The following is a 24,415-nucleotide window of genomic DNA, read 5'->3' as shown; positions in this document are numbered from 1 at the left end:
TCGTGACATTTGGCTAGATCGCTATTCGACTGCCCGGATCAATTTCCGTTCCAACACACGCAAAACCGATTTAAGGTCATGCCCCCGCCGCATGACCAGACCACCGGTGCCGACAACCGCATACATCCCTTGTTTTGCCTTCAACTTGGGCCGTTTTTCGATCCGATACAGCGGGATTTCGGCTGTCCGCCTGAAAACCGAGAAAACGGCAACCTCACGCAAACAAGATATGCCATAGTCACGCCATTCGCCCGCCGCGACCATGCGCCCATAAAGCGATAAGATGACTGAAAGCTCAGTACGGTGAAACGCAACTTGCTCTGGTGGGCGGTCAATCGGGCCATTCATTGGCGGGATATGTAGTGTCATGATTTGACAGTTGCGCTGTTCCATCCGCAAATCAAGACTTAGAGCAAATCATAAATATTGAATGCGTTACACAATACTGTAAGTATCCATGAAACTGAAACACAAAGGCCCCCGTATGACCCCTGAAACCCGTGCAAAAAAATGCGCTGATATCATGTTTGCAAATGATGCGGTGTCGATGGGTCTGGGCATGAGCATCAAAACGATCAAGCCGGGCCAAGCGGTGCTGAGCATGCAGGTCAGGCCGGACATGTTGAACGGGCATGGCATCTGCCACGGTGGGTATATCTTTACGCTTGCTGACAGCGCATTTGCGTTTGCCTGCAACACCTACAATCAGGTGACTGTGGCGCAGCAGAACCAGATTACCTATCTGACGCCGGGAAAATTGGGGGAAACGCTGACCGCAACAGCGGCAGAGGTTTCTAAATCTGGCCGCTCCGGCACTTATGATGTCACGGTCACGGGCGAAGATGGACGCACGGTCGCGCTTTTTCGCGGCCTGTCGCGCAGTGTAAAGGGCCAGCATTTTCCAGAAGAGGGCTGATAAATATGAAAGATCTGACACCCCACAAGAACACCCTTGATCCAATTGAAATCGCCAGCCGCGACGAAATTTCTGTCCTGCAACTTGAACGCATGAAATGGTCGTTGCGGCACGCGTATGACAATGTGCCGTTCTACAAGACCAGCTTTGATGCGGCGGGTGTGCATCCTGATGATCTGCACGATCTGTCCGATCTGGCCAAGTTTCCTTTTACCGTGAAAACGGACCTGCGGGACAATTATCCTTTTGGGATGTTTGCGGTGCCGCGCGAACAGGTTGCACGCATTCATGCGTCCTCGGGCACCACAGGTCAGCCAACCGTTGTAGGATACACGGCTGATGATCTTACCAATTGGGCAAGCGTCGTTGCCCGGTCTTTGCGCGCGGCGGGCATGCGTCCGGGCGACATGCTGCACAACGCTTATGGGTACGGGCTGTTTACCGGTGGCCTGGGCATTCATTTGGGCGCGGATGCGCTGGGGCTGACAACCTATCCGATCTCGGGTGGGATGACGCCGCGCCAAGTCCGTCTGATCGACGATTTCAAACCAAAGGGCATAACCGTTACACCTTCTTACGCCCTGTCCATCTTGGATGAATTCGCGGCCCAGGGCATTGATCCACGCGCCTCATCGCTTGAGGTTGGGATATTCGGGGCAGAACCCTGGACCAACGCGATGCGGCTGGAAATTGAACACGCGTTCGATATGCATGCGGTTGATATCTACGGGTTAAGCGAGGTGATGGGACCCGGTGTGTCAATGGAATGTGTAGAAACAAAAGACGGCCTGCACATCTGGGAGGACCACTTTTTCCCAGAGATTGTCCACCCCGAAACCGGAGAACCGGTGGCAGATGGTGAAATGGGCGAGTTGGTTTTCACATCCCTGACCAAACAGGCGTTCCCGGTCATCCGTTATCGCACCCGTGATCTGACCCGTTTGCTGGCGGGAACCGCTCGGTCCATGCGCCGAATGGAAAAGGTGACCGGGCGCAGTGATGACATGATCATATTGCGTGGCGTCAACGTGTTCCCCACCCAGATTGAAGAGGCGTTGATGGCAACAGATGGGCTTGCGCCACACTTTCAGATCGAATTGAGCCGTCCGGGCCGCATGGATCAGATGCGGGTCTTCTGCGAATGCGCCGATGGATCGGTTTCGGTGGACATGCGCGATGCCGCCGCCAAGACATTGTCAGCACGTATCAAGCAATCGGTCGGGATCAGTGTGAAGGTCGAGGTTTCCGATGTGGGTGGCGTTGACCGATCCGAGGGCAAAGCCGTCCGGATCGTTGACAACCGTCCCAAGACCTAGCCACAATCAATGGCGACAATGACATCCGTCTCGTCCAGTTTGATGTTGACCCGATTTGCAACGTAATCCGACGTAACGGGTTGTCCGATGCGGTATTCGCGTTTGGGGTCTGGCACGGCCAGTGCTGTCACCGCCTCTTGACCAATAAGCCCCACATAGGCGGCCGCGTTACAGGTATCAGGCCCTGCTGACCCGCTTTTGCTTGCTGTGTTGTTGGTCGCAACGCCCGCACATCCCGCCAGTATCAGCAGACTGAAAAACATACATCGCATGAGCCGTCCTCTTCGTGTTGGTGTCGCCCTTCGTTAGTAGCATGCTCTCCGCCACTTACACTCACCCTTAATGATCTTTGGATTTAGAGGGTGGTTTTGGGTGAGCGGTGAGAAGCACAGCTTCCCGGATGATCGGGATATTGCCCAGCGCTTTGGCCCATCCGGTTTTCCAATCTGCAGCCATACTTGGGACCGCTTTCGTTTGCCGTATGCTGCCTCCGGATCATTTCGGCACCTTCATCACAGCAATTCCCGGCGGCTCACGCGCCGTACCTTGCCATAAAGGTTTCAACCGCCCCGTTGACCACCCGCACCATTTCGCAGTGGGTCACCGACCTGCTGACCCCGAAAATGAGCCGAGGCCAGATATCTGCCTTGCAAAGCTCGCCAAATTGATCCGCCGCCAAAATGGCATCGTCGATTTTCAATTCCCCGCGCGCCTGAGCCATACCGAAATACTTTGCCATCTCGGCCCGCATCACCGCAGGCCCCGAATTGTAGAAGCGCTGACCAAGCTCGGGAAAGCGATCCGATTCAGCCACGCAGATGCGGAATACCTGCTGACCAAACGTCGATGTGATGAACCCCAGAAAATGCAGACCCGTTTGCATCAACACTTCACGAGGTGGACCATCCATATCAATGCTGTCCATCGCTTCGCGCGATTGGCGTTGGCATTCGGCATTGGCCACTTCCATGAACAGCAACCTTTTATCCGGAAAGTAGCTGTAGAGGGTTGCTTTTGACACGGCGGCTACGCGCGCGATCTCGTCTACGCTTGCACCCTCAAACCCATCTGCCATGAAAACAGTCCGCGCGCCGGCAAGCACCTGATCAAATTTGCGGCCCTTGCGGATATGGTGGTCTATGGCTGTCATCGCGACTCCGGCTGTTGGAAGGACACTTTATAAACCGAATCGTTTAGTTCCAAGGCCTATTTGACTTTACCTCAGGCAATCCCAGTTGTTGTTTCTGAGTTATTTGGTTAGAATCATTCTAAGCAAGCAAAGGACATGTCATGGGTTTTTCTCGGAGCCGTAAGCGTTTCAAAGATTTGACAGAGCAAGAAGTGCTGGCTTTGGCGATCTCTTCTGAGGAAGACGACGCAAGCATTTATCGGGGCTACGCCGAAAGACTGCGTGGCGAATATCCTGACAGCTCCGCGGTTTTCGACGGAATGGCAGCCGAAGAAGATACCCATCGGCAGCGCTTGATCAATCTGCACCAAAAACGGTTCGGGGATGTGATCCCATTGATCCGCCGCGAACATGTGTCGGGCTATTATGCGCGGCGTCCGGTTTGGCTGATTGAGAACTTGGGCCTCGACCGCATCCGAGCAGAGGCAACCGCGATGGAACAAGATGCCGAGCGGTTTTATCTTGCCGCCGCAGCTCGGACGACTGACGCCGATACCCGCAAATTGCTGGGGGATCTGGCCGCCGCCGAGGCCGGGCATCAGATCGCCGCCGATGATCTGACGTCCAGACATCTGGACGACCATACGGTCAAGGACGAAGACGCCCGCGCGCATCGGCAATTCATTTTGACATGGGTGCAGCCCGGGCTGGCCGGATTGATGGATGGGTCCGTCTCAACGCTCGCACCGATCTTTGCCACGGCGTTTGCCACACAAGACACCTGGACAACATTCCTCGTTGGCCTGGCCGCATCGGTCGGTGCAGGCATTTCTATGGGATTTACCGAAGCGGCCTCGGACGATGGCGAACTGTCTGGCCGTGGATCGCCTTGGAAACGCGGCTTTGCGTCTGGCATCATGACGACAGTTGGGGGGTTGGGCCACGCCCTTCCCTACCTGATCCCCGACTTCTGGACCGCCACGACGACAGCTTTTGTTGTGGTGTTCATTGAGCTTTGGGCCATCGCGTGGATACAAAACAAATATATGGACACGCCCTTTTTCCGCGCGGCATTGCAGGTGGTGCTGGGTGGCGCACTGGTGTTTGCTGCCGGTGTCCTGATCGGGTCAGGCTAGCGGCACGCCATTTCGCCTCTGCTGGTCTCCTCCAGTACCTTGCGCGCACCAGCTTTGCTGGGGTAGGTCTTTGTCCATGCTCGCGATCTTCCTGAAAACCCTACCCTTCTTTGCACTGATCGGGCTGGGCTATTGGGCCGGACGCACGCGCTTCTTCAGTGCCGAAGCCACGGCGTATCTGACGAAATTTGTGTTCTACTTTGCCCTGTCCGCCATGCTGTTTCGGTTTTCCGCAAATCTGTCATTGGCAGAGGTCTGGGATACGCGCCTTGTTGTGGCGTATCTGTGGGGCACCGCATTTGTCTATGGCATCGCGACAATCGTTGGGTTCTTGCGGCGGCTGGACGTTCCGACGGTCGCAATAGAGGCGCAATGTGCAGCCATCGGCAATACCGGATTCCTGGGTGTCCCCATGCTGACCTTATTGCTGGGGCCGGATGCGATTGGCCCGGTTCTGTTGGCGCTTGCTGTCGATCTTGTGGTGTTTTCAAGCCTCATCGTGATCTTGATTACAGGCGCGCGCGACGGTCAGTTCAGTCTGAGAATGTTGCGCACGATCGGCCTCGGACTTATCAAAAACCCGATGATTGTGGCCATCGTCCTAGGATTTGCATGGTCCGGCATGTCGATACCGATCCCGGCCCCAATGAATGATTTTCTGGCAATTCTTGGCGGGGCCGCAACGCCCGGCGCGCTTTTTGCCATTGGGGCGTCTCTGGCCACAAAATCCGCCGAACGGTTGTCCATCGCGGGCTGGCTCAGCTTTTGTAAGCTGGTTCTGCATCCGTTGTTTGTCGGTTTTGCCGCACTTTTCGTGTTCGAGGTTGATCCGTTCAAGGCAGGCGTGATCATTTCGGCTGCTGCCCTGCCTGTTGCCGGCAATGTCTACATCCTCGCTCAGCATTACGGTGTCGCACCACAACGCGTGTCCGCCGCAATTTTGGTGTCCACCGCGCTCAGCATCGTTACAGTCAGCTTAGTTGTTGCCTGGGTGACTGGAACATGATCTTCACCCTTTCTCAAATACCGTCCGCCACCTGCCTCAAGCCAAAACAGATCGACATAAAGGACCAGCCCATGAAAACGCTCTCTGAAAATGCATGCTTTGGCGGAACCCAAGGCGTTTATTCACATGCCTCAGCAGCCTGCAACTGCGAAATGACATTTGCTGTTTTCCTGCCGGAAGAGGCCAAGGACGGGCCCGTTCCGGTGCTCTGGTATCTCTCTGGCCTGACATGCACGCATGAAAACGCGATGACCAAGGCGGGTGCACAGGCTTGGGCGGCTGAACACGGGATTGCACTGGTATTCCCGGATACATCGCCGCGCGGCGAAGACGTTGCTGACGACGAGGCCTATGATCTGGGCAAAGGTGCCGGGTTTTACGTGAACGCAACCCAAGATCCCTGGGCACCTCATTTTCAAATGCGGGATTACATTGCTGACGAATTGCCAGGCCTGCTGGCCGAAAATTTCGCGGTCGATATGACGAGGCAGGCCATTACCGGTCATTCGATGGGCGGCCATGGCGCGCTGGTATTGGCGATGACCCTGCCCGGGCGATTCCTGTCTGTCTCAGCCTTCGCGCCGATCGCAAACCCAAGCAAGAGCGATTGGGGTCGCAAACAGCTGGGTGCATATCTGGGCAGCAATGAAAAAGACTGGGGCAAGAATGATGCGACCGTCCTGATGCAGGAAAAAGGGTTCGACGGCCCCATCCTGATCGATCAGGGCGCGCAGGACCAGTTTCTTGACCTGTTAAAACCAGAAGCCTTGGCCGCTGCCATTGCTCTGCGTCGTCAGCAGGCGATTTTTCGGATGCAACCAGGCTATGACCACAGCTATTTCTTTGTGTCCACCTTTATGGAAGATCACATCGCGTTCCATGCCGATGCGCTTTATGCAGGTTGAGTTCAGGGGGGGGGACCGTGGGTTATGTCGTACAGAACACGGACGAGAGACCCACAGCCAAGAAGAAAGACAGATGACCGCACTTTATATTGATGCCGATGCCTGCCCAGTTAAGGGTGAAGCCGAACGCGTGGCGACCCGCCATAAAATTCGAATGTTCGTGGTGTCCAACGGCGGGCTGCGGCCCTCGCAAAATCCGTATGTGGAGATGGTGATTGTACCGGATGGGCCGGATGTTGCAGATATCTGGATTGCTGAGCGGTGCGGCCCCGGCGATGTGGTTGTGACGGGGGACATCCCGCTTGCCGCACGCTGTGTTGAGGCTGGCGCACGGGTGTTGAAACACAATGGTGAGGCGCTGACGGAGGCGAATATTGGCAATGTGCTGGCAACACGTGATCTGATGACTGATCTGCGTGCCGCTGATCCGTTTCGCCAGGGAGGGGGTAAGGGATTTACCAAGGCTGACCGCTCGCGCTTTCTGGAAGCGCTGGAGCGTGAGTTACGCGCTGCCGCACGTGTGAGCATTTCCCCCAAAAGTTAATCGCAACGGACCTGCCTAAGATTTCCACTGCAACACAAAAGGATAGAACATGGTGCCTCAAGCTGTCGTTTTCGACATTGGTAACGTCCTGATCGAATGGCAACCGGAGCGTTTCTATGACAAGGCCATTGGCCCTGAAAAAAGGCGCGAAATGTTTGCCGCGGTTGATCTGCACGCGATGAACGACCGTGTCGATTTGGGCGAGAACATTCGCGAAGTTGTCTATGAAGCTGCCGAGCAATATCCGGAATGGCGCGCCGAAATCCGGATGTGGAACGATTGCTGGGCCGACATGGCCACCCCGGCCATTGATCATTCTGTGCGGTTGATGAAAGCGCTTCGGGCGCGCGGCGTGCCGGTTTTTTCGCTGACCAATTTTGGCATTGAAACCTATGATCTCGCGGCCACGCACTATCCCTTTCTGCGCGACTTTGACCGTGACTTCATCTCAGGACATATGCGCATGATCAAACCCAATCCTCTGATATACAAGACCTTGGAAGAGAGCAGCGGCATTGCGCCCGAGGCCCTACTTTTCACCGATGACCGGGCCGACAACATTGCCGGGGCAGCGGCACGCGGCTGGCAAACTCATTTGTTTGACGGGCCCGCGGGATGGGCGAACAGGCTGGTCGACGCGGGCCTGTTGACCCAGGAGCAGGCGACATGAACGATATCCCCTTCATCCCCTTTGACGCTGGCGAAGCGGTGCTGGACTGGATCGGACTGACCGATGCGCTGTCGGCGGGTCACGCCCTGCCCCGTGCTGAGATTGGCGATACCTTTTTGTACCGCGGCAAGGATACATTGCTGAGCCGGGCAGCGTGGATCGATGGCTTGGGAATCGCCGTGAAATCAGCCACTATTTTTCCCGACAATCCCGCCCATGGCACACCGATGATCAATGGCGGTTTGAACCTCTATGCAGATGCTGATGGCACGCTGGAGGCGATTGTCGATTTTCACCTTGTGACCAAATGGAAAACTGCCGGTGACAGCCTGCTTGCGGCCCGCCGCCTTGCACGGCCAGACAGTCGGGATATCCTGATCGTTGGTGCTGGGAACCAAGGGCGCGCATTGCATGCGGCCTATTCAGCCGCGTTTCCGGCTGCCAATTTCACCGTCTGGAACCGTACCCGCGCCAATGCCGATGCGATGGCCGCCGAATTGCCGGGTCTACGTATAGCCGATGACCTTGAGACCGCCGTTCGGTCCGCTGACGTGATTACCAGCGCTACGATGTCAACCGAGCCACTCATCAAGGGTGCGTGGCTAAAGCCGGGTCAGCACCTTGATCTGATTGGTGCGTATCGCCCCGACATGCGCGAGGTGGACGATGACGCGTTGTTGAGAGCTCGCGTGTTTGTGGACAGCTATGACACGACCGTTGGCCATATCGGGGAGATTAAGATCCCCATTGAGGCTGGTGTCATCACCAAAGACACGCTGGTTGCGGATTACTATGATCTTGATCAGTTCAAGCGCACCTCAAACGACGAGATCACCCTCTTCAAAAATGGCGGTGGCGCGCATCTGGACCTGATGACAAGCCGCTACATCCTTGATCGTTGGAAAGCGCGCGGCTGATCGGGGCGTTGCCGCAACTCAGAACGAAGGAGCGATTGAGTGAATTTCAATTTTGACCGGCGGCACATGGTGACGCCGCGTTCGTAACCGCTTGCGTTCAAACAAACTTCTTGGTGATTAAACTATGTCACTGATCCATTCACCGCCTATGCCGGTCAGATCAGATAAATCGATAGCCAAGCGCAGCCTTGGCTTTTCAACTGGGCATCTGCACGCTAAGCCAGTGGTATGACCAGCCTTCGTGAAACCTATGACCGCCTGATTGACGAGGGCAAACTGCAATCTGATCCAGCGCAAGAAGCGCTGATACCAGAGTTTGATCGCATTCGCGACGCCATGTCCCAACCGATGAAAAAGGGCCTGTTTCGCAAAGCGCCGGAGCCGCCCAAGGGGCTGTACCTATGGGGCGGTGTGGGCCGTGGTAAATCCATGTTGATGGATTTGTTTGTTGAACACTTGCCCGACATTCCATCGCGCCGGGTGCATTTTCACGCTTTCATGCAGGAAATTCATGCCGCGATGCACGAGGCGCGCAAAACCGGCGTCAACGATGCGATTGCCCCCGTCGCTGCAGATGTCGCTGCCTCGGTGAGGCTCTTGGCATTCGACGAGATGCAAATCAGTGATATCACCGATGCAATGATTGTGGGTCGGTTGTTTCAGGCCCTGTTCGCTGCGGGTGTCGTTGTGGTGACGACCTCAAACCGATTGCCGGATGAGCTTTATAAACATGGTTTGAACAGAAGCCTTTTCATTCCGTTTATCGAAATGATCAAAGAAAAAATGGTTGTGCGTGAAATGGTCAGCCCAACCGATTACCGTCAGAACCGCCTGTCAGGGACCCAAGTGTATTTTACCCCGGTCAACGCCGACAGCCGCGCCGCGATGAATGCGGTTTGGGACGATTTGGCCGGTGGCCCCGGCACACCGCTAACGCTGCGTGTCAAAGGCCGCGACGTGGTGATCCCGGCGTTTCACAACGGAATGGCGCGCGCGCAATTTCATGACCTGTGTGGTACTGCCCTTGGCCCGGCCGATTATCTCGCCCTGGCTGAGGCCGTTCGGGTTTTGCTGCTTGACGATATTCCCACGCTCAGCCGATCAAATTTCAATGAAGCGAAGAGGTTTGTGACTTTGATCGATGCACTTTATGAGGCACGCGTGCGTCTCATTTGCTCGGCAGCCGCAAAACCCGAAATGCTGTATGTCGAAGGCGAAGGCACGTTTGAATTTGAACGCACCGCGTCGCGGCTGCGTGAAATGCAGGCGGATGGCTGGGGCGACTAGACGTCCCGCTTAGGAATCGGCGGTGTCGATGATCAGCGTTTCGGTCACGGGGATGTCTGGATGATAGGGGCCGTCAACATCATAAAGCAGCCACAAACCACCCACAACGATGGCAAAGCCAACGCCGATAAAGATCACCTGAGAACGGTTTGAAGCATCTGCTTTTGACGGCGGCAGAATCGCGGTCTGGTCCTTTCTTTCCATGGTGCTCACCTTTGGTCTTTTGATTTATTGCATGCGCGTGTCGCGCCTGAATACGCCTAACTATACACCAAATATTGATGATTGATCAGCTCAGCACACAAAATACTGCGGGTTAGCTGTTTTCTCGCAACACGCCACCGGCCAGATAAAGTGAGCCACAGATCAGCACTCGGGCGGTCGGATCGCTCGCCACAATGTCACGCAGGGCTTGTGCCACGCTTGGCGCTTCAAAGGCATCCATCCCCACTTTGCGTGCGGCAGCCGCAGTATCAGCGGCAGGCAGCGTCGCGGTTTCCCCAGGTATGGAAACCGCATGCAGGGTGGTGGCATGTGCCGCCAAAGGGCGCAGATATCCACCAATGTCCTTGGTGTTCAACATGCCGCAAATCAAATGCGTGGGACGTTTGGGGCCCTGTGCTAGCACCGCTGCGATTGCATCGCCTGCTGCGGGGTTGTGACCACCGTCGAGCCATAGTTCTGCTTGGTCCGCGATATCGGCAAGCGGTCCTGTTTTCAAACGCTGCATGCGCGCGGGCCAGTAGGCCTGGGTCACAGCCGCCTCGCAAGCAGCGTCATCTGCGCCCAGATGGCGCAGGGCGGCCAGCGCTGCCCCAGCATTCATAATCTGATGATCACCGGGCAAATTGGGCCGTGGCAAATCAAGCAAGCCCCGCTCATCCTGATAGATCATGCGCCCGGCTTCGGCACCTGCATGCCAATGCTGGCCATATGCCAAAAGAGGCGCGGCATTGCGGGCCGCGACCGCCTCGATCACATCCAAACCCGCGTCGTCCTGCGGTCCAACGACACATGGTACATGGCGCTTGATGATCCCTGCCTTTTCACCGGCAATCTCGGCCAGAGTGTCGCCCAGATATTGCTGATGATCGACCGACACAGGCGTGATGATTGTGAGCAACGGTGTCTCGACGACGTTGGTCGCATCAAGCCGTCCACCCAGCCCCACCTCAAGCAAGGTATAATCCGCACGGGTGCGCGCAAACGCCAGCAGAGCCGCGCAGGTGGTGATCTCAAAATAGGTGATGCTCTCGCCGCCATTGGCCGCATAGCATTCATCCAGAACTTTTGTGAGGTCATCTTCGTCAATCAACGATCCGGCAACACGAATACGTTCATGGAACCGGGCCAGATGCGGAGAGGTATAGGCATGCACCGACTTGCCCATCGCCTCCAATCCCGCACGTATCATGGCCTGCGTTGAACCTTTGCCATTCGTGCCTGCAATATGGATCACAGGCGGCAGATCATTTTGCGGATTGCCCAATGCGCTGAGCAACCGGTGCATGCGGTCCAGTGTCAGATCAATGATCTTGGGGTGCAGCGCCATCATCCGGGCCAGGATGACGTCCGACGTCGGAGTGGTCATTTTTTGGCATCTGCCTTGGCTTGCGCCTCTTCGACATCGCTCAGCGCATGATCCAATTCGCCACCCTCGCGTGGCGCTGGCAGATCGCCGCGCACAGCAGGCGGCATGCCAAGCAGCATTCGGGTGATTTTGATCAGCTCGTCGCGCAGTTGCGTGCGCGGGGTCACGCGGTCCAACATACCGTGATCCAACAGGTATTCTGCGCGCTGGAACCCATCGGGCAGCTTTTCGCGTATGGTTTGTTCAATCACGCGCGGCCCGGCAAAACAGATCAACGCGTTGGGTTCAGCAATGTGAACATCACCCAGCATCGCATAGCTTGCCGTGACGCCACCGGTCGTCGGATGGGTCAGGACAACGATATAGGGCAATCCGGCCTCTTTGAGCATCTGCACCGCCACTGTCGTGCGCGGCATTTGCATCAGTGACAAAATCCCTTCCTGCATCCGCGCGCCCCCTGCGGCCGAAAACAGGATCAGCGGGCGCTTTAGCTTCACTGCCTCTTCGGCGGCGGCAATGATTGCGTTGCCTACATACATGCCCATTGATCCGGCCATGAATGAAAAATCCTGTCCTGCCGCGACAATCGGTGTGCGGCCCATCTCGCCCGTGGCCACCAACATCGCTTCGGCCTCTGCCGTTTGTTTCTGCGCGGCTTTCAGGCGGTCGGGATATTTCTTCTGGTCCCGGAAATGCAGGGGGTCCGGCGTGGGGGCCGGAACTTTGACTTCTGTAAACACACCGCCGTCGAACAATGTCTGAAACCGCTCACGCGGGGTGATCGGCATGTGGTGGCCGCAGTTGGTACAGACGTTCAGGTTGTCGGAAACCTCACGATGAAACAGCATGGTGCCGCAATCATCACATTTGGTCCAAAGATTGTCCGGCGTTTCGCGGCGCGAAAAGATCGAGTTGATCCGTGGCCGGACGTAATTGGTAATCCAGTTCATGTGCAGCCCCTGTTGGCATCAGTTGCATCTGAAATAAGCTGCCGGCCGGTGAATTGCAATCAGCGGCGTAGGGCCAGCCGCGCCGCCAGCCATGAGACGAACATCAAGACGAAATCAACCGGCAGCCATGCGCGTATTTCTGCGGCATCGCCTAGACCGAAGGGTGCCAGATACAGCGCCAGACCCGAAAGGTCATCGGGCAGCGACACGATCAGGATTGCCGATACGTTATTCCACAAGTGCACGGCGATCGCGGGGCCAAGTGTGCCCGCGCGGGCCGTGAGATCGGCCATCATGATCCCGAATAGACCTGCCCAAACAGCAATAAACAGTGCATTTTCACCCGCGGAGTCGGGTAGGTAATGCCCCAGTGCAAACAGAACTGATGGCAAGATCATCCAAACCAGCGGCGACTTGAAACGGGCGGCCAGCTGTTGCTGTACATAGCCTCGAAAAACGATCTCTTCTGCGCTGACCTGCACCATGACAGCCACCAATGAAATCGGCAGCAGAACGACCCAACGGCTGGCTGACATGTTCGCGACGAAATCGCCGCCCATGTCCCAAGGGGGCAACAAAAACACCACAATCATCAGGCCCAACATGGCTGCGGACACCGCGCCGAACTGTGACAACGCAAGGCGCAGGTCGCCCAGCAGACCTAATGCCGATCTGCGGTGCACAATGCGTACGGTGACACCAACCGCCATTGTCATGAATGCAAAGCTAAAAAGCAGCAGGTACATCGCCTGCGGTGAACTGCCTTTCAACAAGTTCTCATAAAGCGCGCTGCTTTGCGCGCCCAGAAACGAATACACGACCTGAAAAAACATCTGATTAAGCGCAACATACCCCAGCGATGCCAGAGTAAAGCCCAACACAAGCCGCCATAATGCAGCGCTGTCACGCGCTGGCGCAATAAACTGCTCATGCGCGGCATAGTTCAATCGCCAGATCACTTCTTTTCCTCTGCCTCGATCAGCGGGGGCAACCCTGGCCCAAATTCGCGCGGAACTTCAATTTGTGACGCACGTAACAATTCTGCGGCACCTGTCAAATGCCCCGCGACCGTTTGGAGCAACCGAAGCAATACGGTCTTATCATTTTCAACCACAGCCAAAAATTCTTCTGCACCGATGCGCAAGAACTTGGTGGGTTCAGTCGCTGTCAGGTTTAATTGCCGCGGTTCATTGAGGATAATTGCCAGATCGCCGATCAACCGTCCCGGCTCAACCTGCGAGACATGGTGCAAGACGCCATATTCATCCAACCAACCCAAATCGGCACGGCCCGACAGACACAGATAAGCGGCATCAGGGCGTTCGCCCATAGAGAAGACACGTTGTCCTGCGTCAACGTCGTACCATTGGGCGGCAAACGCCAGAAGGCGCTGGCTCCGGGCATCCAGACTGCCGAAAAGATCATTTCGCGAAATGATCTGTAGTTTGCGACGCAGATCGTCGGAAGTGCCTTCATCGTCATCACTTGTTTCCTGTTCGACGACCCCAACAATGCGACCATGTCGGATGACCATATGAAGGTCGAAGTCTTCCGGAGCAGCGAACTTACTGCCCAGATATATCTGGGTGCTTTCGGGCAAAAGGGCGCTCAGCTTGTTGCGTATATCCGATTGTGATTTGGCGTCCTGACCTGCGAGGAGTTGGTTAAAGACCAACACATCGGGGCGCTTGATCGCAGCGCGACCAAAGGCAACGCGTTCCTGAAAAACCGCAGGCAAATTCGCGCCACCTATTGTTGTGCCAACATCAAAAAGGATCGCTGAAACCATTTGCTGCAATCCGTGTTCTTCCAGCACCTCGGCCACGACATCCTGCACCAGATCACCCTGCAAACCGGCGACCGAAGACAATCGGCCATATAGCATGTTTTCAAGGATCGTCAGCCGTGGCAGGTAGTTCTCCGGTGCCACGGGCACAAACAATGCACTGGCCTTTTTCCGCAGCATTTCACCGTTGGTTTTGCGAATGTGGAGGATTTCTTTTTTAAAGCTGTCCGGAAAGGCCGGACCGATCTGTTCTGCCGTAAAGGCGAATGGAACAGTTAGGAGCAGTGCAAATTCGTCTGGCGTCAGCGCCTCGTCGCCCATCTCGCGGCGGCGGCCGGCGATATCCACAAGCTGTTCGTAAAGCGCCTCTTCAATACCCAGTGCCGTGAACAATGGATGCCCGGTTCCATCCATGCCAAAGGTCTGGTGCAGCCCTTCGATGAGGGTTTGTGAAATTGCGATGGCCTGTTCCGCAAGGCCCTGATCAATGATCATCGCCAAAAACGATTTTTCAGCGACAAGGCTTTGGGGGCTGATGTTGCGTGCCGGGCTCGCAAACATAAGGTTGCCCCCTAAAGGCACTGACGGATTGAACTTGTCAGGATCGAACCGGTTGACAACTTTGTCCAAGCCTTTGGCCTTGAGCCTTTTGTGCACCTCATCGCGCAACGACACGATCCGCCGGGCAAGTTCCCCATGCTTTGTCGCATCCATGCGAGAATTCAGCATGCGTTCGAACAATACCTCGGCTGTTCCCAATGCCTGCGTGATTTGGAACCACCATTTGAGGATGTCTTCGTCGGTGTTTAGACCTGCAAGCCCCGGATCAAGCCAATCGGCGCGCAGGCTATCACGGCTGTTGCCGGCACGCATTGCTTCGATGGTTTCACGGTCACTGCTTTTTGGGTCCCACAAAACCGTTTTCGGGCTGGTGCGCAGCGGCATCAACAAATTGTCGCCGACCGTCCCCTGAAACAGATAGGGCGATGAACTCGCGTACCCGATGCGCGCCGCAACGACTGATTGATGGAGGCGTGACAGGTCAAACTCACCAATTCTGACTTTCCCGCGGGTTGGAATAATTTCTCGGGTCAAGATTTCGGCCAACGCCGTTCTTTCTGACTGCGTCGGCACTTCGATCGCCACGCGGCTGCCTGCCGGAATATGGATTGTCAGGTCGTCCAGAAGGGTATTGCCACTGGCATTGCGCACCGAGACGTTTGTCAGATCGATGTCGCCGCGCAAGTGGGGAATTTGATCTGGCTCACCCTCAAACAATGCCTCGTCTATCATGTTTTTCGGGGCAAAACGTTCGATCACGATTTCCCAGCGCAGCGACATATCCTGTGTCTGATTGTAATATGTCAGCAGTTCTTTCCAAGGATTGCTGAGGTCTTTGTAGGCTGCAAGCGCTGCGACAAGCGCCCCAACCGTTATGTCACCGTTGATCGCCAGATAACCGCCAACCGCATAGAAAAAGAACGGAGTAAGTTGCGTGATGAAGTTGTTGAGAAACTTCATGAAGAACTTCTTTTGATAGATCCGAAACCGGATTTCAAAGAGCCGCCCCAAAATACCGGTAAACGTCGCCAATCGGAATCGCCAGCCCCCGTTGGTTCGCAAATCAGTGATGCCTGCCGCCGTCTCGCCGATCTCGGCAGACAAATGGCGGACCTCTTTGATACGCTCCTTGTTCAACAGATTGATCTGACGTTGCAGCAAAGGGATCAGCCATGCCTGCAACGGGATCAGTGCCACACCAGCAAGGCCGAACCAGAGCGATTGGATAAAAAGGAACAACAATATGATGAGCATTTGACCGGCCTGAAACACAGGCTGCGCCACGGCTTCGCCCATCAGCCCGCCCATGGGCTCGGCCTCGGATGTCACCATGCTAACCAATTCGCCCTGGCTGGTGTCCTGAAAATAACTATGCGGAAAGCGCATCATCCGCGCGATCAACTGATAGCGGAAACGACGCAACAGACGTTCCGCCACGACACCCTTCATGGTGTTAAGACGCATTTTCATCAGGCCATGCACCAGAACGGATGCCAGATAGGCAAAACACAGCGCCAACAGGAACTGCACCTGGGTGACCTCAAAGCCAAACACATCAACGAATCTGGTGGTTGATCCGATCGCGTCGTTGATGATGCGTTTGGGCAGTTCCAGCGTCACATAAAGAAATGGAAAGGTGACGATTGTGAACAGCAATAATGCCAGCTGATCGCGACGGGAATATTTCCAGATAAAGGAAAATATGTTGGGTTCCATACGCCGCTCTTTCTTTGGGAAGGGCCGCAAAAGGCACCGAATACGCTTGTGCAAAGGTAAGCGTTGCGGTTGGCCAATACAACATCCTGCACAGGCTGTGTTGTCTTGCGGCCTTGCAGCACCGGGCGCAGCCGACTATTCCAGTGGAAATGCTTAACGGAGAGCCTGTCGATGTCCACCAATCAACGCTTTGATAAATCCAAATTACCCAGCCGCCATGTCACCGAAGGCCCTGCGCGTGCGCCGCATCGTTCATATTACTACGCGATGGGCATGACCGACGAAGAAATCCATCAGCCTTTGGTGGGTGTCGCGACCTGCTGGAACGAAGCGGCACCTTGTAACATTGCGCTCAATCGTCAGGCGCAGGCTGTCAAGATCGGTGTCAAACAAGAACAAGGTACGCCGCGCGAATTTACCACCATCACCGTCACGGACGGCATCGCAATGGGTCACGAGGGCATGCGGTCTTCGCTGGCAAGCCGCGAGGCGATTGCCGATACGGTTGAGTTGACGATGCGCGGTCATTGCTATGACGCGATTGTGGGTCTTGCAGGGTGTGACAAATCGCTGCCCGGTATGATGATGGCAATGATCCGGCTGAATGTTCCGTCGGTATTCATGTACGGCGGATCGATCTTGCCGGGTCGGGCCCCCGAAGGGGCCGATGTCCCGGCCGCTTTTGCAGATCGGGACCTGACGGTCCAGGATATGTTCGAAGCCGTTGGCAACTGGCAAAGCGGCACCATGTCCGAAGCTGAACTTGAAATTCTTGAAAGGGTGGCCTGTCCGTCTGCGGGCGCGTGTGGGGGTCAATTCACGGCCAATACGATGGCTTGCGTATCCGAAGCAATTGGCCTTGCCCTGCCCAATTCGTCCGGCGCACCTGCTCCGTATAAATCACGCGATGAATATGCCGTGGCCTCTGGTGCGGCAGTGATGAACCTGATCGAGAAGAATATCCGCGCCCGCGATATCTGTACCCGCGAAGCCTTTGAAAACGCGGCGCGCATCGTTGCCTGCACGGGTGGCTCGACCAACGCGGGTCTGCATTTGCCTGCGATGGCACATGAGGCAGGCATTGATTTCTTTCTCGAAGATGTCTGCGAGATCTTCCGCGACACGCCATACTTCGTCGACATGAAACCGGGCGGCGCTTATGTGGCCAAGGATCTTTATGAGGCGGGCGGCGTGCCCGTGGTGATGAAGGAACTGCGCAAAGCGGGGTTGATCCATACCGATTGTATGACGGCAACAGGCTATTCGATGGGTGAAGAACTTGACCGGATTGAGCGTGAAGCGGATGGCAAGGTCATCCACTCCGTTGCGAACCCGATCAGCAAGACAGGCGGCGTTGTCGGGCTTAAGGGCAACCTCGCGCCTGAAGGCGCAATTGTGAAGATCGCCGGTATGTCAGAGGATGATATCGTATTCACCGGTCCCGCATTGGTTTTCGAATGCGAACAGGATGCTTTCGAAGCGGTGCAAAACCGGACCTACAAAGAAGGCGACGTGTTCGTTATCCGCAACGAGGGTCCCGCCGGTGGTCCGGGTATGCGTGAAATGCTCGCGACGACCGCGGCGCTGTCAGGTCAGGGCATGGGCAAGAAAGTCGCGCTGATCACCGATGGTCGTTTTTCAGGTGCGACACGCGGGTTCTGTGTGGGCCATGTTGGCCCAGAAGCGGCACTTGGCGGACCAATCGGATTGCTGGAAAATGGCGATATGATCACGCTGAATGCCATCGAAGGGTCAATCTCTGTCGATTTGAGCGATGACGAACTGGCCAAGCGCAAGGCCAACTGGAAAGGCGCGCGCCCCACCAATTATGCTAGCGGAGCCTTGTGGAAATACGCGCAACTTGTTGGGCCAACCTATCTGGGTGCGGTCACACATCCCGGTGCCAAGGCGGAAACCCATGACTACATGGACCTGTAAAGGTCCCATCGCGGCCCTTTTGCTGTTCGCCCTGACCGCCTGCGAAGACGGTCAGGGTGCAGCGCTGTTTGAAGGGCTATCAGTGCCTCCGGCTACAGGTCGAACAACCAAGCCAATCTTGCAGGCAAAGCTGTCAGAGGGTGCCGTTATACTTGTCGCGCCACCGGGATTTTGTATTGACAGAAAAAGTGTGCGGAAAAGATTTGCGCTGATGGCCCGGTGCGACATTCTGGGTGCGCCGCAGGCCGCAGGCGATGCGCCCCTGGCATTCATCACGGTCAGCATCCAACCCGCCAGCCCGGACGCCTCACTGCCAGCTGTTGAACATTTGGCAGCGGCCAGCGCATTAAGCGCTGTATCAGATCCTCAGATCAGGAATGGTCAGCTTACCTTTCGTGCCAAGGGGGCCGCACCGATTGACGGGGTGAGCAATACCCACTGGCGCGGTACAACACGTATCGGCACGCAAATTGTCGGCGTGGCGCTTTATGGACCTGAAAAGGGGCGCGCGATAACCGGAGAGGGACGCAGCATCGTTTCCGCCGTGTTGTCACGCAGTCAAATTGGATCGTGACGCTAACTGTTTCCATCAAAGCAACATAGTAGGATTTCGCCCAAGTATTGTTGCCAATTTATTTGAATGAAACCTTTAGGCTAGATAGAGTGTCAAAAAGTCAGAGGCAGTCCATACATGTCCAAGCTCGGTTTTCGGTTTCTGGATGGCAAGATATATGCGCGCAACATCCAACGTTGGGCGCGTGCGGCCCGTATGGCGGCAACGACCGACCTGTCTTTGCTGCGCCGCCAGCGCAGCCGTGCGAGATTGCTCAAAACGCACCTGGACCGGCTTATTCACACAGCGGATGAACGGTTGGCTTTGCCCAAAGTCGGCTCCAACAGTTTTCCCAAACCCCACAATGCAGACTGGTCGTGGCGGCCGGAACTTTGGCGCGGATCGCTGCCCACGCCGGGGCTGTCGTCGGTTCAGACAAAATCCATGTTGGGCGATGAAGTCACGCTGTTTCATGATTGCGAATTTTCAGAGCTGACCTTGCGCCAATTGCGCAATCTTCGCGAAGAAGACCTCGCACCTTACGGGCTACGACTGGATGTTTTCAAATTTGACGGGTCTTTTTTGTCGTTGGTCGTGGACCTGCCGGATGCCGGGGTGAAAGGGCTCAAGCGCAGCCACCTGTTGCGGATGGATGCCATCGTCGAGATGGAAAAACCGCTTGAGATTTTTGCGCGCCTGAACATCCGCCATGGCCCCAATACCGAACAGATCGTGCGTGAGTTGCCCCTGAGCGAAGAGAATATTCGCGTTGAATTTGATCTGGCTTATTCCAACATGAACGAAAAAAGGGTCGAGCGGGCGTGGATTGATCTGATATTTGAAGGGCCGCAAATGAACCAGGTGATCCTGCGCGACCTGACCTTTTCGCGCCGCCCGCGCGCCCACCTTTGAGGAGCCATGCACATGACTGCAGTTCAACTAACAAAGACCAAAATGCAGCAAGGGGTTTGGCAGGGGATCATCACCCAAAATGGCACAGACACCCCACAGATTGATGTGTCACATCAAAAGAATTCTATAGCAGACGTGAGCATAACCCATGATAGCGCCGCCAATCACTGGGTTTTGTCGGTTCCCATCCCGAAAGAGGCAATTGCGGATGGCGTTCAAACGCTGATTATCCGAGACACCGCCGCTGATGTAGACATTGGTCATATCACATTGCTGGCAGGTGAAGTGTTGGGAGATGACATCCGTGCTGAAATCGATCTTTTGCGGGCGGAACTGGATATGCTGAAACGGGCATTTCGCCGCCATTGCCTTGAAACGATGTGATTTTCGCCGCATGAGTGCGACGTGATCCCAGCGCTTTGTCCTATGGATTTCACAAACCAAGGATCACAACGAAAAAGGCCCGCGCATAAAGCACGGGCCTTTTCAATCATGCTGTTGCCTCGCGTTACTCTTTCGGACCCAACGCCGACAGGCCTTTCAGAATATCAATGGCATAGGCCAGTTGATAATCCTCTTCGCGCAACTCTGCTGCCTTTTCCGCTTTATCACGGTCCGCTTCGATTTGTTTGATCTGGTCGTCGGTGAGGCTGTCATTGTTCAGTCTACCGCGCAGGTCGGCTTCCGAACGTGTACGACGCGCTGAATTTTTTTCGTCCTCGTCCTCTGCTGCGGGCTTTGCGGGGGGCTGTGCCACGATGATGTCAGGCGAAACACCCAGCGCCTGAATAGACCGGCCTGATGGTGTGTAATATCGCGCCGTCGTCAGGCGCATCGCACCGTCACCACGAAGAGGCATGACCGTCTGAACCGACCCTTTACCAAAGCTTTTGGTGCCGATGACAATGGCACGGCGGTGGTCCTGCAAAGCACCGGCCACAATTTCAGAGGCCGAGGCAGAGCCGCCATTGATCAACACTACAATCGGTTTGCCCTGTGACAGGTCACCCGGTGTTGCGTTGACACGGTCCCCGTCCGCCAATTCACGGCCTCGGGTGCTGACAATCTCGCCTTCTTCCAGAAATGCGTCTGATACTGCAATCGCCTGGTTCAACAACCCACCGGGATTATTGCGCAGGTCGATAACGATTCCATTCAGGTTGTCGATACCGCCCAAAGCATCGATTTGCTTGGCCAGTTCTTCCTTCATCTTGGGATAGGTTTGTTCGTTGAAGGTGGTCAGGCGCAGGACAGCGGTTGATCCAACAGTACGGGCACGCACCGCGGTCAGTTGGATGGTGTCGCGAATGATTGAGACATCGAATGGTTCCGCCTCGCCTTCGCGCACCACGGTGATGATGATCTCGGACCCGACCGGGCCACGCATCAGCTCAACCGCGTCATCGAGGAGCAGGCCCAAAAGGCTCTCGCCATTCACATGGGTGATAAAATCACCTGCCTCAATGCCGGCTTCTGCCGCAGGCGTCCCGTCGATGGGGGAAACCACTTTGACAAAACCTTCTTCTTGCGTGACCTCAATCCCCAGGCCACCAAATTCGCCGCGCGTCTGTTCACGCATCTTCGCGGCGGCCTTCGGCGACAGATAACTTGAGTGCGGATCAAGAGATGTCAGCATGCCGTTAATCGCCGCTTCGATCAGTTCACTTGAATCGACCTGCTCGACATATTGCGCGCGGATGCGTTCAAAGATGTCGCCAAACAGGTCCAGTTGCTCATAGACATTGACCGTCTTGGCCGATTCCTGTGCTAACAACGGCCCGGCAATCTGGGTAGTGGCGATTACACCTGCCAATGTGCCGCCAACGGCCGCCATCACGAATTTCTTCATCTCTTTATCCATCCTTGTCGGTGCGGAACCAGTCACTTGGGTCCTGTGGAGTGTTGTCTTGCCTGACCTCTATATAGAGCGTTTCTGAGCGATCAGTGCCAGTGCCATCACGATTGGGTGACAATGTCGTGTCATTTTCATCCGCCGGGGCCCCCATCAGGCCAATCGGCGTGCCCGCAGCGATCACTTGACCAGTCTGGCCATAGACCGTTTCCAGCCCAGCCATAACAAACAAAGTGTCCGCCTGGGGTTCTAAAATGATCACATTGCCTAAATCAAGCAATGGGCCGGTATAGCGGATCGTTGCCGCCGTCGGGCTGATCACGATGGCCCGCGGGCGGGTTGCCACGATAATGCCGGGTCTTCTGATGCCAGCGGCATCTGCTTCGCCTGCCCGGCGCAAGATCAAGCCCTGGACCGGCAAGGCAAGCTCTCCAACTTTGCCGTCCAGTTTTGCGAGGGCTGGTGCCGTTTCGTCTGTCACAATCTCTGACAATCCGCTGGCAAAGCCACCCAAGGTCTCGGTTGAGGCAATCAGGATAGCGGTCCGCACCGGATCTTCGGTAAAACGCTTGGGCAGGTCGGTGCGGTTTGCCATGGCCTGATTAAGTGCCGTCCGTGCCGCCTGAACTTCAGTCAGCCCATCTTGCAGACGTTCGGCTGCATCGACCTGCAGGTCGCGCAGGGTTTGCACATCTTCCACATCGCGGCGCAGGGCATCGGCACGGGTGTTGAGCGCGGGGGTCAATTCCGCCAGTAACATGCCGGCCCGCGCGGTACCCGTTGGGCCACTTGGATGCAGAAATGCCACGGGCGACGGTGTGCCGCCGATGTTTTGCAATACACCAAGCAACTGTGCGACTTCACCGTCACTTGCCTGCAGTTTTTGGGACAGCTGTGCCTCGCGGATCGCAACCTGACGCAACCCTGCACGCATCGCGCCCAGACCCTTCTCAAAGGCCTGGATCGTCTCAGTCAGGGCCTTGACCCGGTCGCGGGCACCTTCCGCACTGTCCAATAGTGCCGATGCTATTTCCAGCTCTGCTGCCGCTGCACGGGCCTGACTGGCTGCCTCAGATTGGGCAACGGCTGTCATTGGCCATAAGAGCATGAGGATCAGCGCTGTGCGGATCATGACAACAAACACCGCCCCGTCATTTCGTCGGGTTTTGCCAAGCCCATCAAGTGCAACAGTGTCGGTGCCAGATCTGCCAGCCGCCCGTCTTTGAGTGTCGCGCCGGTCGGTCCGCCCAGAAGAGCTACTGGCACAGGATTCAAAGTATGCGCCGTGTGCGGACCACCTGTTTCAGGATCAATCATCGTCTCGCAATTGCCGTGATCCGCCGTCAGGATCATGGCACCGCCCGCTTTTTCCAGCGCCTCAACAACCCGTGCAAGCCCCGCGTCCACCGCCTCGCAGGCGGCAATTGCGGCCTGCAAATCGCCGGTATGGCCCACCATATCCGGGTTGGCGTAATTCACGACAATCAAATCATAGCCATCGTCAATTGCCTGAACGAAATGATCAGTCACCTCGCCGCAAGACATCTCTGGTTTTAGATCGTAGGTCGCCACGTCTGGCGATTTCGCCATGTACCGATCTTCACCAGCCACAGGCGTTTCAGCGCCGCCGTTCAAAAAGAATGTCACATGCGGATATTTCTCGGTTTCTGCCAGACGGAATTGGCGCAGGCCCTGCTGCGACACCCACGCGCCCAATGTGTTCACGATGTCGGGCTTGGGATACATCGTGGTCATATAGGAAGTATGGGCATCGGAATAGGCCGCCATACCCATGAGCGCCGCAAATTTCGGGCGTTTGCCTGTGTCAAATGCATCAAACTTCGGATCGCCCAGCGCAGCCATGATCTCGCGCGCGCGGTCGGCGCGGAAATTCAGGCAAAACAACCCATCGCCATCCTTAACCCGTTCATAGCCTTCCAGAACTGTCGGCAGGATGAACTCGTCATTCTCGTCGCGCGCATAGGCGGCGTTGACCGCTGCCTTGGCTGACTTTTCGAGATGTCCCTGAGCCTGCGCAATAGCCTTATAAGCCTTGGCAATACGGTCCCAACGGTTGTCACGGTCCATCGCATAATAGCGCCCTGTCACTGTGACCACATCCGCACCTGTCGGCAATTCAGCCTCCAAAGTCTCAAGAAATCCCAGCGCCGAACGAGGGGCCACGTCACGACCATCGGTCAATGCGTGGATCACAACCGGCACTTTCGCGTCGTGCAAGGCGTTTGCCGCAGCGATCATATGGCTCAGATGACCATGCACCCCCCCATCGGACACAACACCCATCAGATGGGCGGTGCCGCCGGTCTCAAGCATCTGGCCGATAAAGGCCCGCAACCGCGCGTTATTGGCAAAGCTGCCTTCCTCAATCGCAAGATCAATTTGGCCCAGATCCATTGCCACGACGCGCCCTGCACCGATGTTGGTATGGCCGACCTCAGAATTCCCCATCTGCCCGCGTGGCAAACCCACGTCGGGGCCATAGGTGATCAAGGTCGCATTGGGACAGGTTTTCATGATTTGATCATAAGTGGGCGTCTTGGCCAAGAGCGGTGCATTGCCCTCGGACGCGTCGCGCAATCCCCATCCGTCAAGGATGCACAACACTACTGGTTTGGGGCTGCTCATGTCTGTGTCTGCTCCGAACGATCTTTGTTTTGTTGGCCTTTTAGCGGGTCAAAGGGCCGGGGTGAACCGTTTTCATGGTGATGG

Annotated in this window: 24 protein-coding genes; 13 read left to right on the top strand and 11 right to left on the bottom strand. The window is 56.0% G+C overall.

Features of this window, described 5'->3' with window-relative positions; genetic code table 11:
• Window positions 1-21 precede the first annotated feature (21 nt).
• Complete coding sequence (locus C1J02_RS02225; RefSeq protein WP_114880324.1) at window positions 22-369, bottom strand: DUF2794 domain-containing protein; 348 nt, start codon at window positions 367-369, stop codon at window positions 22-24.
• Window positions 370-484: 115 nt separating this feature from the next.
• Here C1J02_RS02225 and paaI point away from each other — a divergent pair, with 115 nt between their 5' ends.
• Both paaI and paaK read left to right on the top strand, forming a co-directional pair.
• Window positions 485-916: a hydroxyphenylacetyl-CoA thioesterase PaaI gene (paaI, locus tag C1J02_RS02220; protein ID WP_114880323.1), complete on the top strand. Its 432-nt coding sequence runs from the start codon at window positions 485-487 to the stop codon at window positions 914-916.
• Between the two features lie 5 nt (window positions 917-921).
• Complete coding sequence (gene paaK / locus C1J02_RS02215; protein ID WP_114876948.1) at window positions 922-2,232, top strand: phenylacetate--CoA ligase PaaK; 1,311 nt, start codon at window positions 922-924, stop codon at window positions 2,230-2,232.
• Here paaK and C1J02_RS02210 read toward each other — a convergent pair.
• Both C1J02_RS02210 and C1J02_RS02205 read right to left on the bottom strand, forming a co-directional pair.
• Window positions 2,229-2,504 carry an I78 family peptidase inhibitor gene (locus C1J02_RS02210; RefSeq protein ID WP_114876947.1) on the bottom strand — a complete coding sequence of 92 codons (276 nt, stop codon included), beginning with the start codon at window positions 2,502-2,504 and terminating at the stop codon, window positions 2,229-2,231. The genes paaK and C1J02_RS02210 overlap by 4 nt on opposite strands.
• A 260-nt stretch (window positions 2,505-2,764) precedes the next feature.
• Window positions 2,765-3,382 carry a TetR/AcrR family transcriptional regulator gene (locus C1J02_RS02205; RefSeq protein ID WP_114876946.1) on the bottom strand — a complete coding sequence of 206 codons (618 nt, stop codon included), beginning with the start codon at window positions 3,380-3,382 and terminating at the stop codon, window positions 2,765-2,767.
• 140 nt (window positions 3,383-3,522) lie between these two features.
• On the opposite strand from C1J02_RS02205, the gene mbfA reads away from it, so the two are divergent.
• The 7 genes from mbfA (at window position 3,523) to zapE (ending at window position 9,826) form a co-directional block, all read left to right on the top strand.
• The gene (gene mbfA, locus C1J02_RS02200; protein ID WP_114876945.1) at window positions 3,523-4,497 is read left to right on the top strand and encodes an iron exporter MbfA; all 975 of its coding nucleotides are present in this window, start codon (window positions 3,523-3,525) and stop codon (window positions 4,495-4,497) included.
• Between the two features lie 76 nt (window positions 4,498-4,573).
• Complete coding sequence (locus C1J02_RS02195; RefSeq protein ID WP_114876944.1) at window positions 4,574-5,503, top strand: AEC family transporter; 930 nt, start codon at window positions 4,574-4,576, stop codon at window positions 5,501-5,503.
• A 71-nt stretch (window positions 5,504-5,574) separates the two neighbouring features.
• Window positions 5,575-6,408 carry an S-formylglutathione hydrolase gene (gene fghA / locus C1J02_RS02190; RefSeq protein WP_114880322.1) on the top strand — a complete coding sequence of 278 codons (834 nt, stop codon included), beginning with the start codon at window positions 5,575-5,577 and terminating at the stop codon, window positions 6,406-6,408.
• A 73-nt stretch (window positions 6,409-6,481) separates the two neighbouring features.
• Entirely contained in the window at window positions 6,482-6,952 is a 471-nt protein-coding gene (locus tag C1J02_RS02185; RefSeq protein ID WP_114880321.1) for a YaiI/YqxD family protein, read from the top strand.
• Window positions 6,953-7,001: 49 nt separating this feature from the next.
• Window positions 7,002-7,622, top strand: a complete 621-nt coding sequence (locus tag C1J02_RS02180) for an HAD family phosphatase (protein WP_114876943.1) — start codon at window positions 7,002-7,004, stop codon at window positions 7,620-7,622.
• Window positions 7,619-8,539, top strand: a complete 921-nt coding sequence (locus tag C1J02_RS02175; protein WP_114876942.1) for an ornithine cyclodeaminase family protein — start codon at window positions 7,619-7,621, stop codon at window positions 8,537-8,539. The genes C1J02_RS02180 and C1J02_RS02175 overlap by 4 nt, the downstream gene beginning before the upstream one ends.
• 228 nt (window positions 8,540-8,767) lie before the next feature.
• Window positions 8,768-9,826: a cell division protein ZapE gene (gene zapE / locus C1J02_RS02170; RefSeq protein WP_114876941.1), complete on the top strand. Its 1,059-nt coding sequence runs from the start codon at window positions 8,768-8,770 to the stop codon at window positions 9,824-9,826.
• 9 nt (window positions 9,827-9,835) lie between these two features.
• Here the strand turns inward: zapE and C1J02_RS02165 are convergent, their stop codons facing one another.
• From C1J02_RS02165 to C1J02_RS02145, 5 genes are all read right to left on the bottom strand, one after another.
• Window positions 9,836-10,030 (bottom strand): hypothetical protein, encoded by a 195-nt coding sequence (locus C1J02_RS02165; protein WP_114876940.1) that lies wholly within the window; start codon window positions 10,028-10,030, stop codon window positions 9,836-9,838.
• 112 nt (window positions 10,031-10,142) lie between these two features.
• Window positions 10,143-11,417 carry a folylpolyglutamate synthase/dihydrofolate synthase family protein gene (locus C1J02_RS02160; RefSeq protein ID WP_114876939.1) on the bottom strand — a complete coding sequence of 425 codons (1,275 nt, stop codon included), beginning with the start codon at window positions 11,415-11,417 and terminating at the stop codon, window positions 10,143-10,145.
• Window positions 11,414-12,367 (bottom strand): acetyl-CoA carboxylase, carboxyltransferase subunit beta, encoded by a 954-nt coding sequence (gene accD, locus C1J02_RS02155; RefSeq protein WP_114876938.1) that lies wholly within the window; start codon window positions 12,365-12,367, stop codon window positions 11,414-11,416. The genes C1J02_RS02160 and accD overlap by 4 nt, the downstream gene beginning before the upstream one ends.
• A 59-nt stretch (window positions 12,368-12,426) precedes the next feature.
• Complete coding sequence (locus C1J02_RS02150) at window positions 12,427-13,326, bottom strand: CPBP family intramembrane glutamic endopeptidase (protein ID WP_114876937.1); 900 nt, start codon at window positions 13,324-13,326, stop codon at window positions 12,427-12,429.
• On the bottom strand, window positions 13,323-16,430 hold the full coding sequence (locus C1J02_RS02145; protein WP_114876936.1) for an ABC transporter transmembrane domain-containing protein: 3,108 nt from the start codon (window positions 16,428-16,430) through the stop codon (window positions 13,323-13,325). The genes C1J02_RS02150 and C1J02_RS02145 overlap by 4 nt, the downstream gene beginning before the upstream one ends.
• Window positions 16,431-16,601: 171 nt before the next feature.
• Between C1J02_RS02145 and ilvD the strand changes: the two genes are divergently transcribed.
• The 4 genes from ilvD (at window position 16,602) to C1J02_RS02125 (ending at window position 20,217) form a co-directional block, all read left to right on the top strand.
• Entirely contained in the window at window positions 16,602-18,368 is a 1,767-nt protein-coding gene (ilvD, locus tag C1J02_RS02140) for a dihydroxy-acid dehydratase (protein WP_114876935.1), read from the top strand.
• Window positions 18,349-18,942, top strand: a complete 594-nt coding sequence (locus C1J02_RS02135) for a hypothetical protein (RefSeq protein WP_114876934.1) — start codon at window positions 18,349-18,351, stop codon at window positions 18,940-18,942. The genes ilvD and C1J02_RS02135 overlap by 20 nt, the downstream gene beginning before the upstream one ends.
• A 117-nt stretch (window positions 18,943-19,059) precedes the next feature.
• Window positions 19,060-19,833: a DUF6478 family protein gene (locus C1J02_RS02130; RefSeq protein ID WP_114876933.1), complete on the top strand. Its 774-nt coding sequence runs from the start codon at window positions 19,060-19,062 to the stop codon at window positions 19,831-19,833.
• Window positions 19,834-19,845: 12 nt separating this feature from the next.
• Window positions 19,846-20,217: a hypothetical protein gene (locus C1J02_RS02125; RefSeq protein WP_114876932.1), complete on the top strand. Its 372-nt coding sequence runs from the start codon at window positions 19,846-19,848 to the stop codon at window positions 20,215-20,217.
• A gap of 124 nt (window positions 20,218-20,341) precedes the next feature.
• Here C1J02_RS02125 and C1J02_RS02120 read toward each other — a convergent pair whose 3' ends face one another.
• Genes C1J02_RS02120 through gpmI form a run of 3 tightly spaced genes read right to left on the bottom strand, consistent with a single transcriptional unit; the run spans window position 20,342 to window position 24,331 of the window.
• Complete coding sequence (locus tag C1J02_RS02120; RefSeq protein WP_114880320.1) at window positions 20,342-21,682, bottom strand: S41 family peptidase; 1,341 nt, start codon at window positions 21,680-21,682, stop codon at window positions 20,342-20,344.
• A 4-nt stretch (window positions 21,683-21,686) separates the two neighbouring features.
• Complete coding sequence (locus tag C1J02_RS02115; RefSeq protein WP_114876931.1) at window positions 21,687-22,817, bottom strand: murein hydrolase activator EnvC; 1,131 nt, start codon at window positions 22,815-22,817, stop codon at window positions 21,687-21,689.
• Window positions 22,814-24,331 carry a 2,3-bisphosphoglycerate-independent phosphoglycerate mutase gene (gene gpmI / locus C1J02_RS02110; protein WP_114876930.1) on the bottom strand — a complete coding sequence of 506 codons (1,518 nt, stop codon included), beginning with the start codon at window positions 24,329-24,331 and terminating at the stop codon, window positions 22,814-22,816. Before gpmI ends, C1J02_RS02115 begins: the two co-directional genes overlap by 4 nt.
• Window positions 24,332-24,415 lie beyond the last annotated feature (84 nt).

Origin of the sequence: Sulfitobacter sp. SK011 (genome assembly GCF_003352065.1) — a bacterium.
Lineage (GTDB): Bacteria > Pseudomonadota > Alphaproteobacteria > Rhodobacterales > Rhodobacteraceae > Sulfitobacter.
The sequence above is the reverse complement of the archived record's forward strand: the minus strand, read 5'-3'. Positions and strand labels throughout refer to the sequence as shown.

What these genes read in the sequence shown, in the direction of transcription:
- C1J02_RS02225 (WP_114880324.1), bottom strand. Translation starts at nt 369, where the DNA reads ATGACACTACATATCCCGCCAATGAATGGCCCGATTGACCGCCCACCA.
- paaI (WP_114880323.1), top strand. Translation starts at nt 485, where the DNA reads ATGACCCCTGAAACCCGTGCAAAAAAATGCGCTGATATCATGTTTGCA.
- paaK (WP_114876948.1), top strand. Translation starts at nt 922, where the DNA reads ATGAAAGATCTGACACCCCACAAGAACACCCTTGATCCAATTGAAATC.
- C1J02_RS02210 (WP_114876947.1), bottom strand. Translation starts at nt 2,504, where the DNA reads ATGCGATGTATGTTTTTCAGTCTGCTGATACTGGCGGGATGTGCGGGC.
- C1J02_RS02205 (WP_114876946.1), bottom strand. Translation starts at nt 3,382, where the DNA reads ATGACAGCCATAGACCACCATATCCGCAAGGGCCGCAAATTTGATCAG.
- mbfA (WP_114876945.1), top strand. Translation starts at nt 3,523, where the DNA reads ATGGGTTTTTCTCGGAGCCGTAAGCGTTTCAAAGATTTGACAGAGCAA.
- C1J02_RS02195 (WP_114876944.1), top strand. Translation starts at nt 4,574, where the DNA reads ATGCTCGCGATCTTCCTGAAAACCCTACCCTTCTTTGCACTGATCGGG.
- fghA (WP_114880322.1), top strand. Translation starts at nt 5,575, where the DNA reads ATGAAAACGCTCTCTGAAAATGCATGCTTTGGCGGAACCCAAGGCGTT.
- C1J02_RS02185 (WP_114880321.1), top strand. Translation starts at nt 6,482, where the DNA reads ATGACCGCACTTTATATTGATGCCGATGCCTGCCCAGTTAAGGGTGAA.
- C1J02_RS02180 (WP_114876943.1), top strand. Translation starts at nt 7,002, where the DNA reads ATGGTGCCTCAAGCTGTCGTTTTCGACATTGGTAACGTCCTGATCGAA.
- C1J02_RS02175 (WP_114876942.1), top strand. Translation starts at nt 7,619, where the DNA reads ATGAACGATATCCCCTTCATCCCCTTTGACGCTGGCGAAGCGGTGCTG.
- zapE (WP_114876941.1), top strand. Translation starts at nt 8,768, where the DNA reads ATGACCAGCCTTCGTGAAACCTATGACCGCCTGATTGACGAGGGCAAA.
- C1J02_RS02165 (WP_114876940.1), bottom strand. Translation starts at nt 10,030, where the DNA reads ATGGAAAGAAAGGACCAGACCGCGATTCTGCCGCCGTCAAAAGCAGAT.
- C1J02_RS02160 (WP_114876939.1), bottom strand. Translation starts at nt 11,417, where the DNA reads ATGACCACTCCGACGTCGGACGTCATCCTGGCCCGGATGATGGCGCTG.
- accD (WP_114876938.1), bottom strand. Translation starts at nt 12,367, where the DNA reads ATGAACTGGATTACCAATTACGTCCGGCCACGGATCAACTCGATCTTT.
- C1J02_RS02145 (WP_114876936.1), bottom strand. Translation starts at nt 16,430, where the DNA reads ATGGAACCCAACATATTTTCCTTTATCTGGAAATATTCCCGTCGCGAT.
- ilvD (WP_114876935.1), top strand. Translation starts at nt 16,602, where the DNA reads ATGTCCACCAATCAACGCTTTGATAAATCCAAATTACCCAGCCGCCAT.
- C1J02_RS02135 (WP_114876934.1), top strand. Translation starts at nt 18,349, where the DNA reads ATGACTACATGGACCTGTAAAGGTCCCATCGCGGCCCTTTTGCTGTTC.
- C1J02_RS02130 (WP_114876933.1), top strand. Translation starts at nt 19,060, where the DNA reads ATGTCCAAGCTCGGTTTTCGGTTTCTGGATGGCAAGATATATGCGCGC.
- C1J02_RS02125 (WP_114876932.1), top strand. Translation starts at nt 19,846, where the DNA reads ATGACTGCAGTTCAACTAACAAAGACCAAAATGCAGCAAGGGGTTTGG.
- C1J02_RS02120 (WP_114880320.1), bottom strand. Translation starts at nt 21,682, where the DNA reads ATGAAGAAATTCGTGATGGCGGCCGTTGGCGGCACATTGGCAGGTGTA.
- C1J02_RS02115 (WP_114876931.1), bottom strand. Translation starts at nt 22,817, where the DNA reads ATGATCCGCACAGCGCTGATCCTCATGCTCTTATGGCCAATGACAGCC.
- gpmI (WP_114876930.1), bottom strand. Translation starts at nt 24,331, where the DNA reads ATGAGCAGCCCCAAACCAGTAGTGTTGTGCATCCTTGACGGATGGGGA.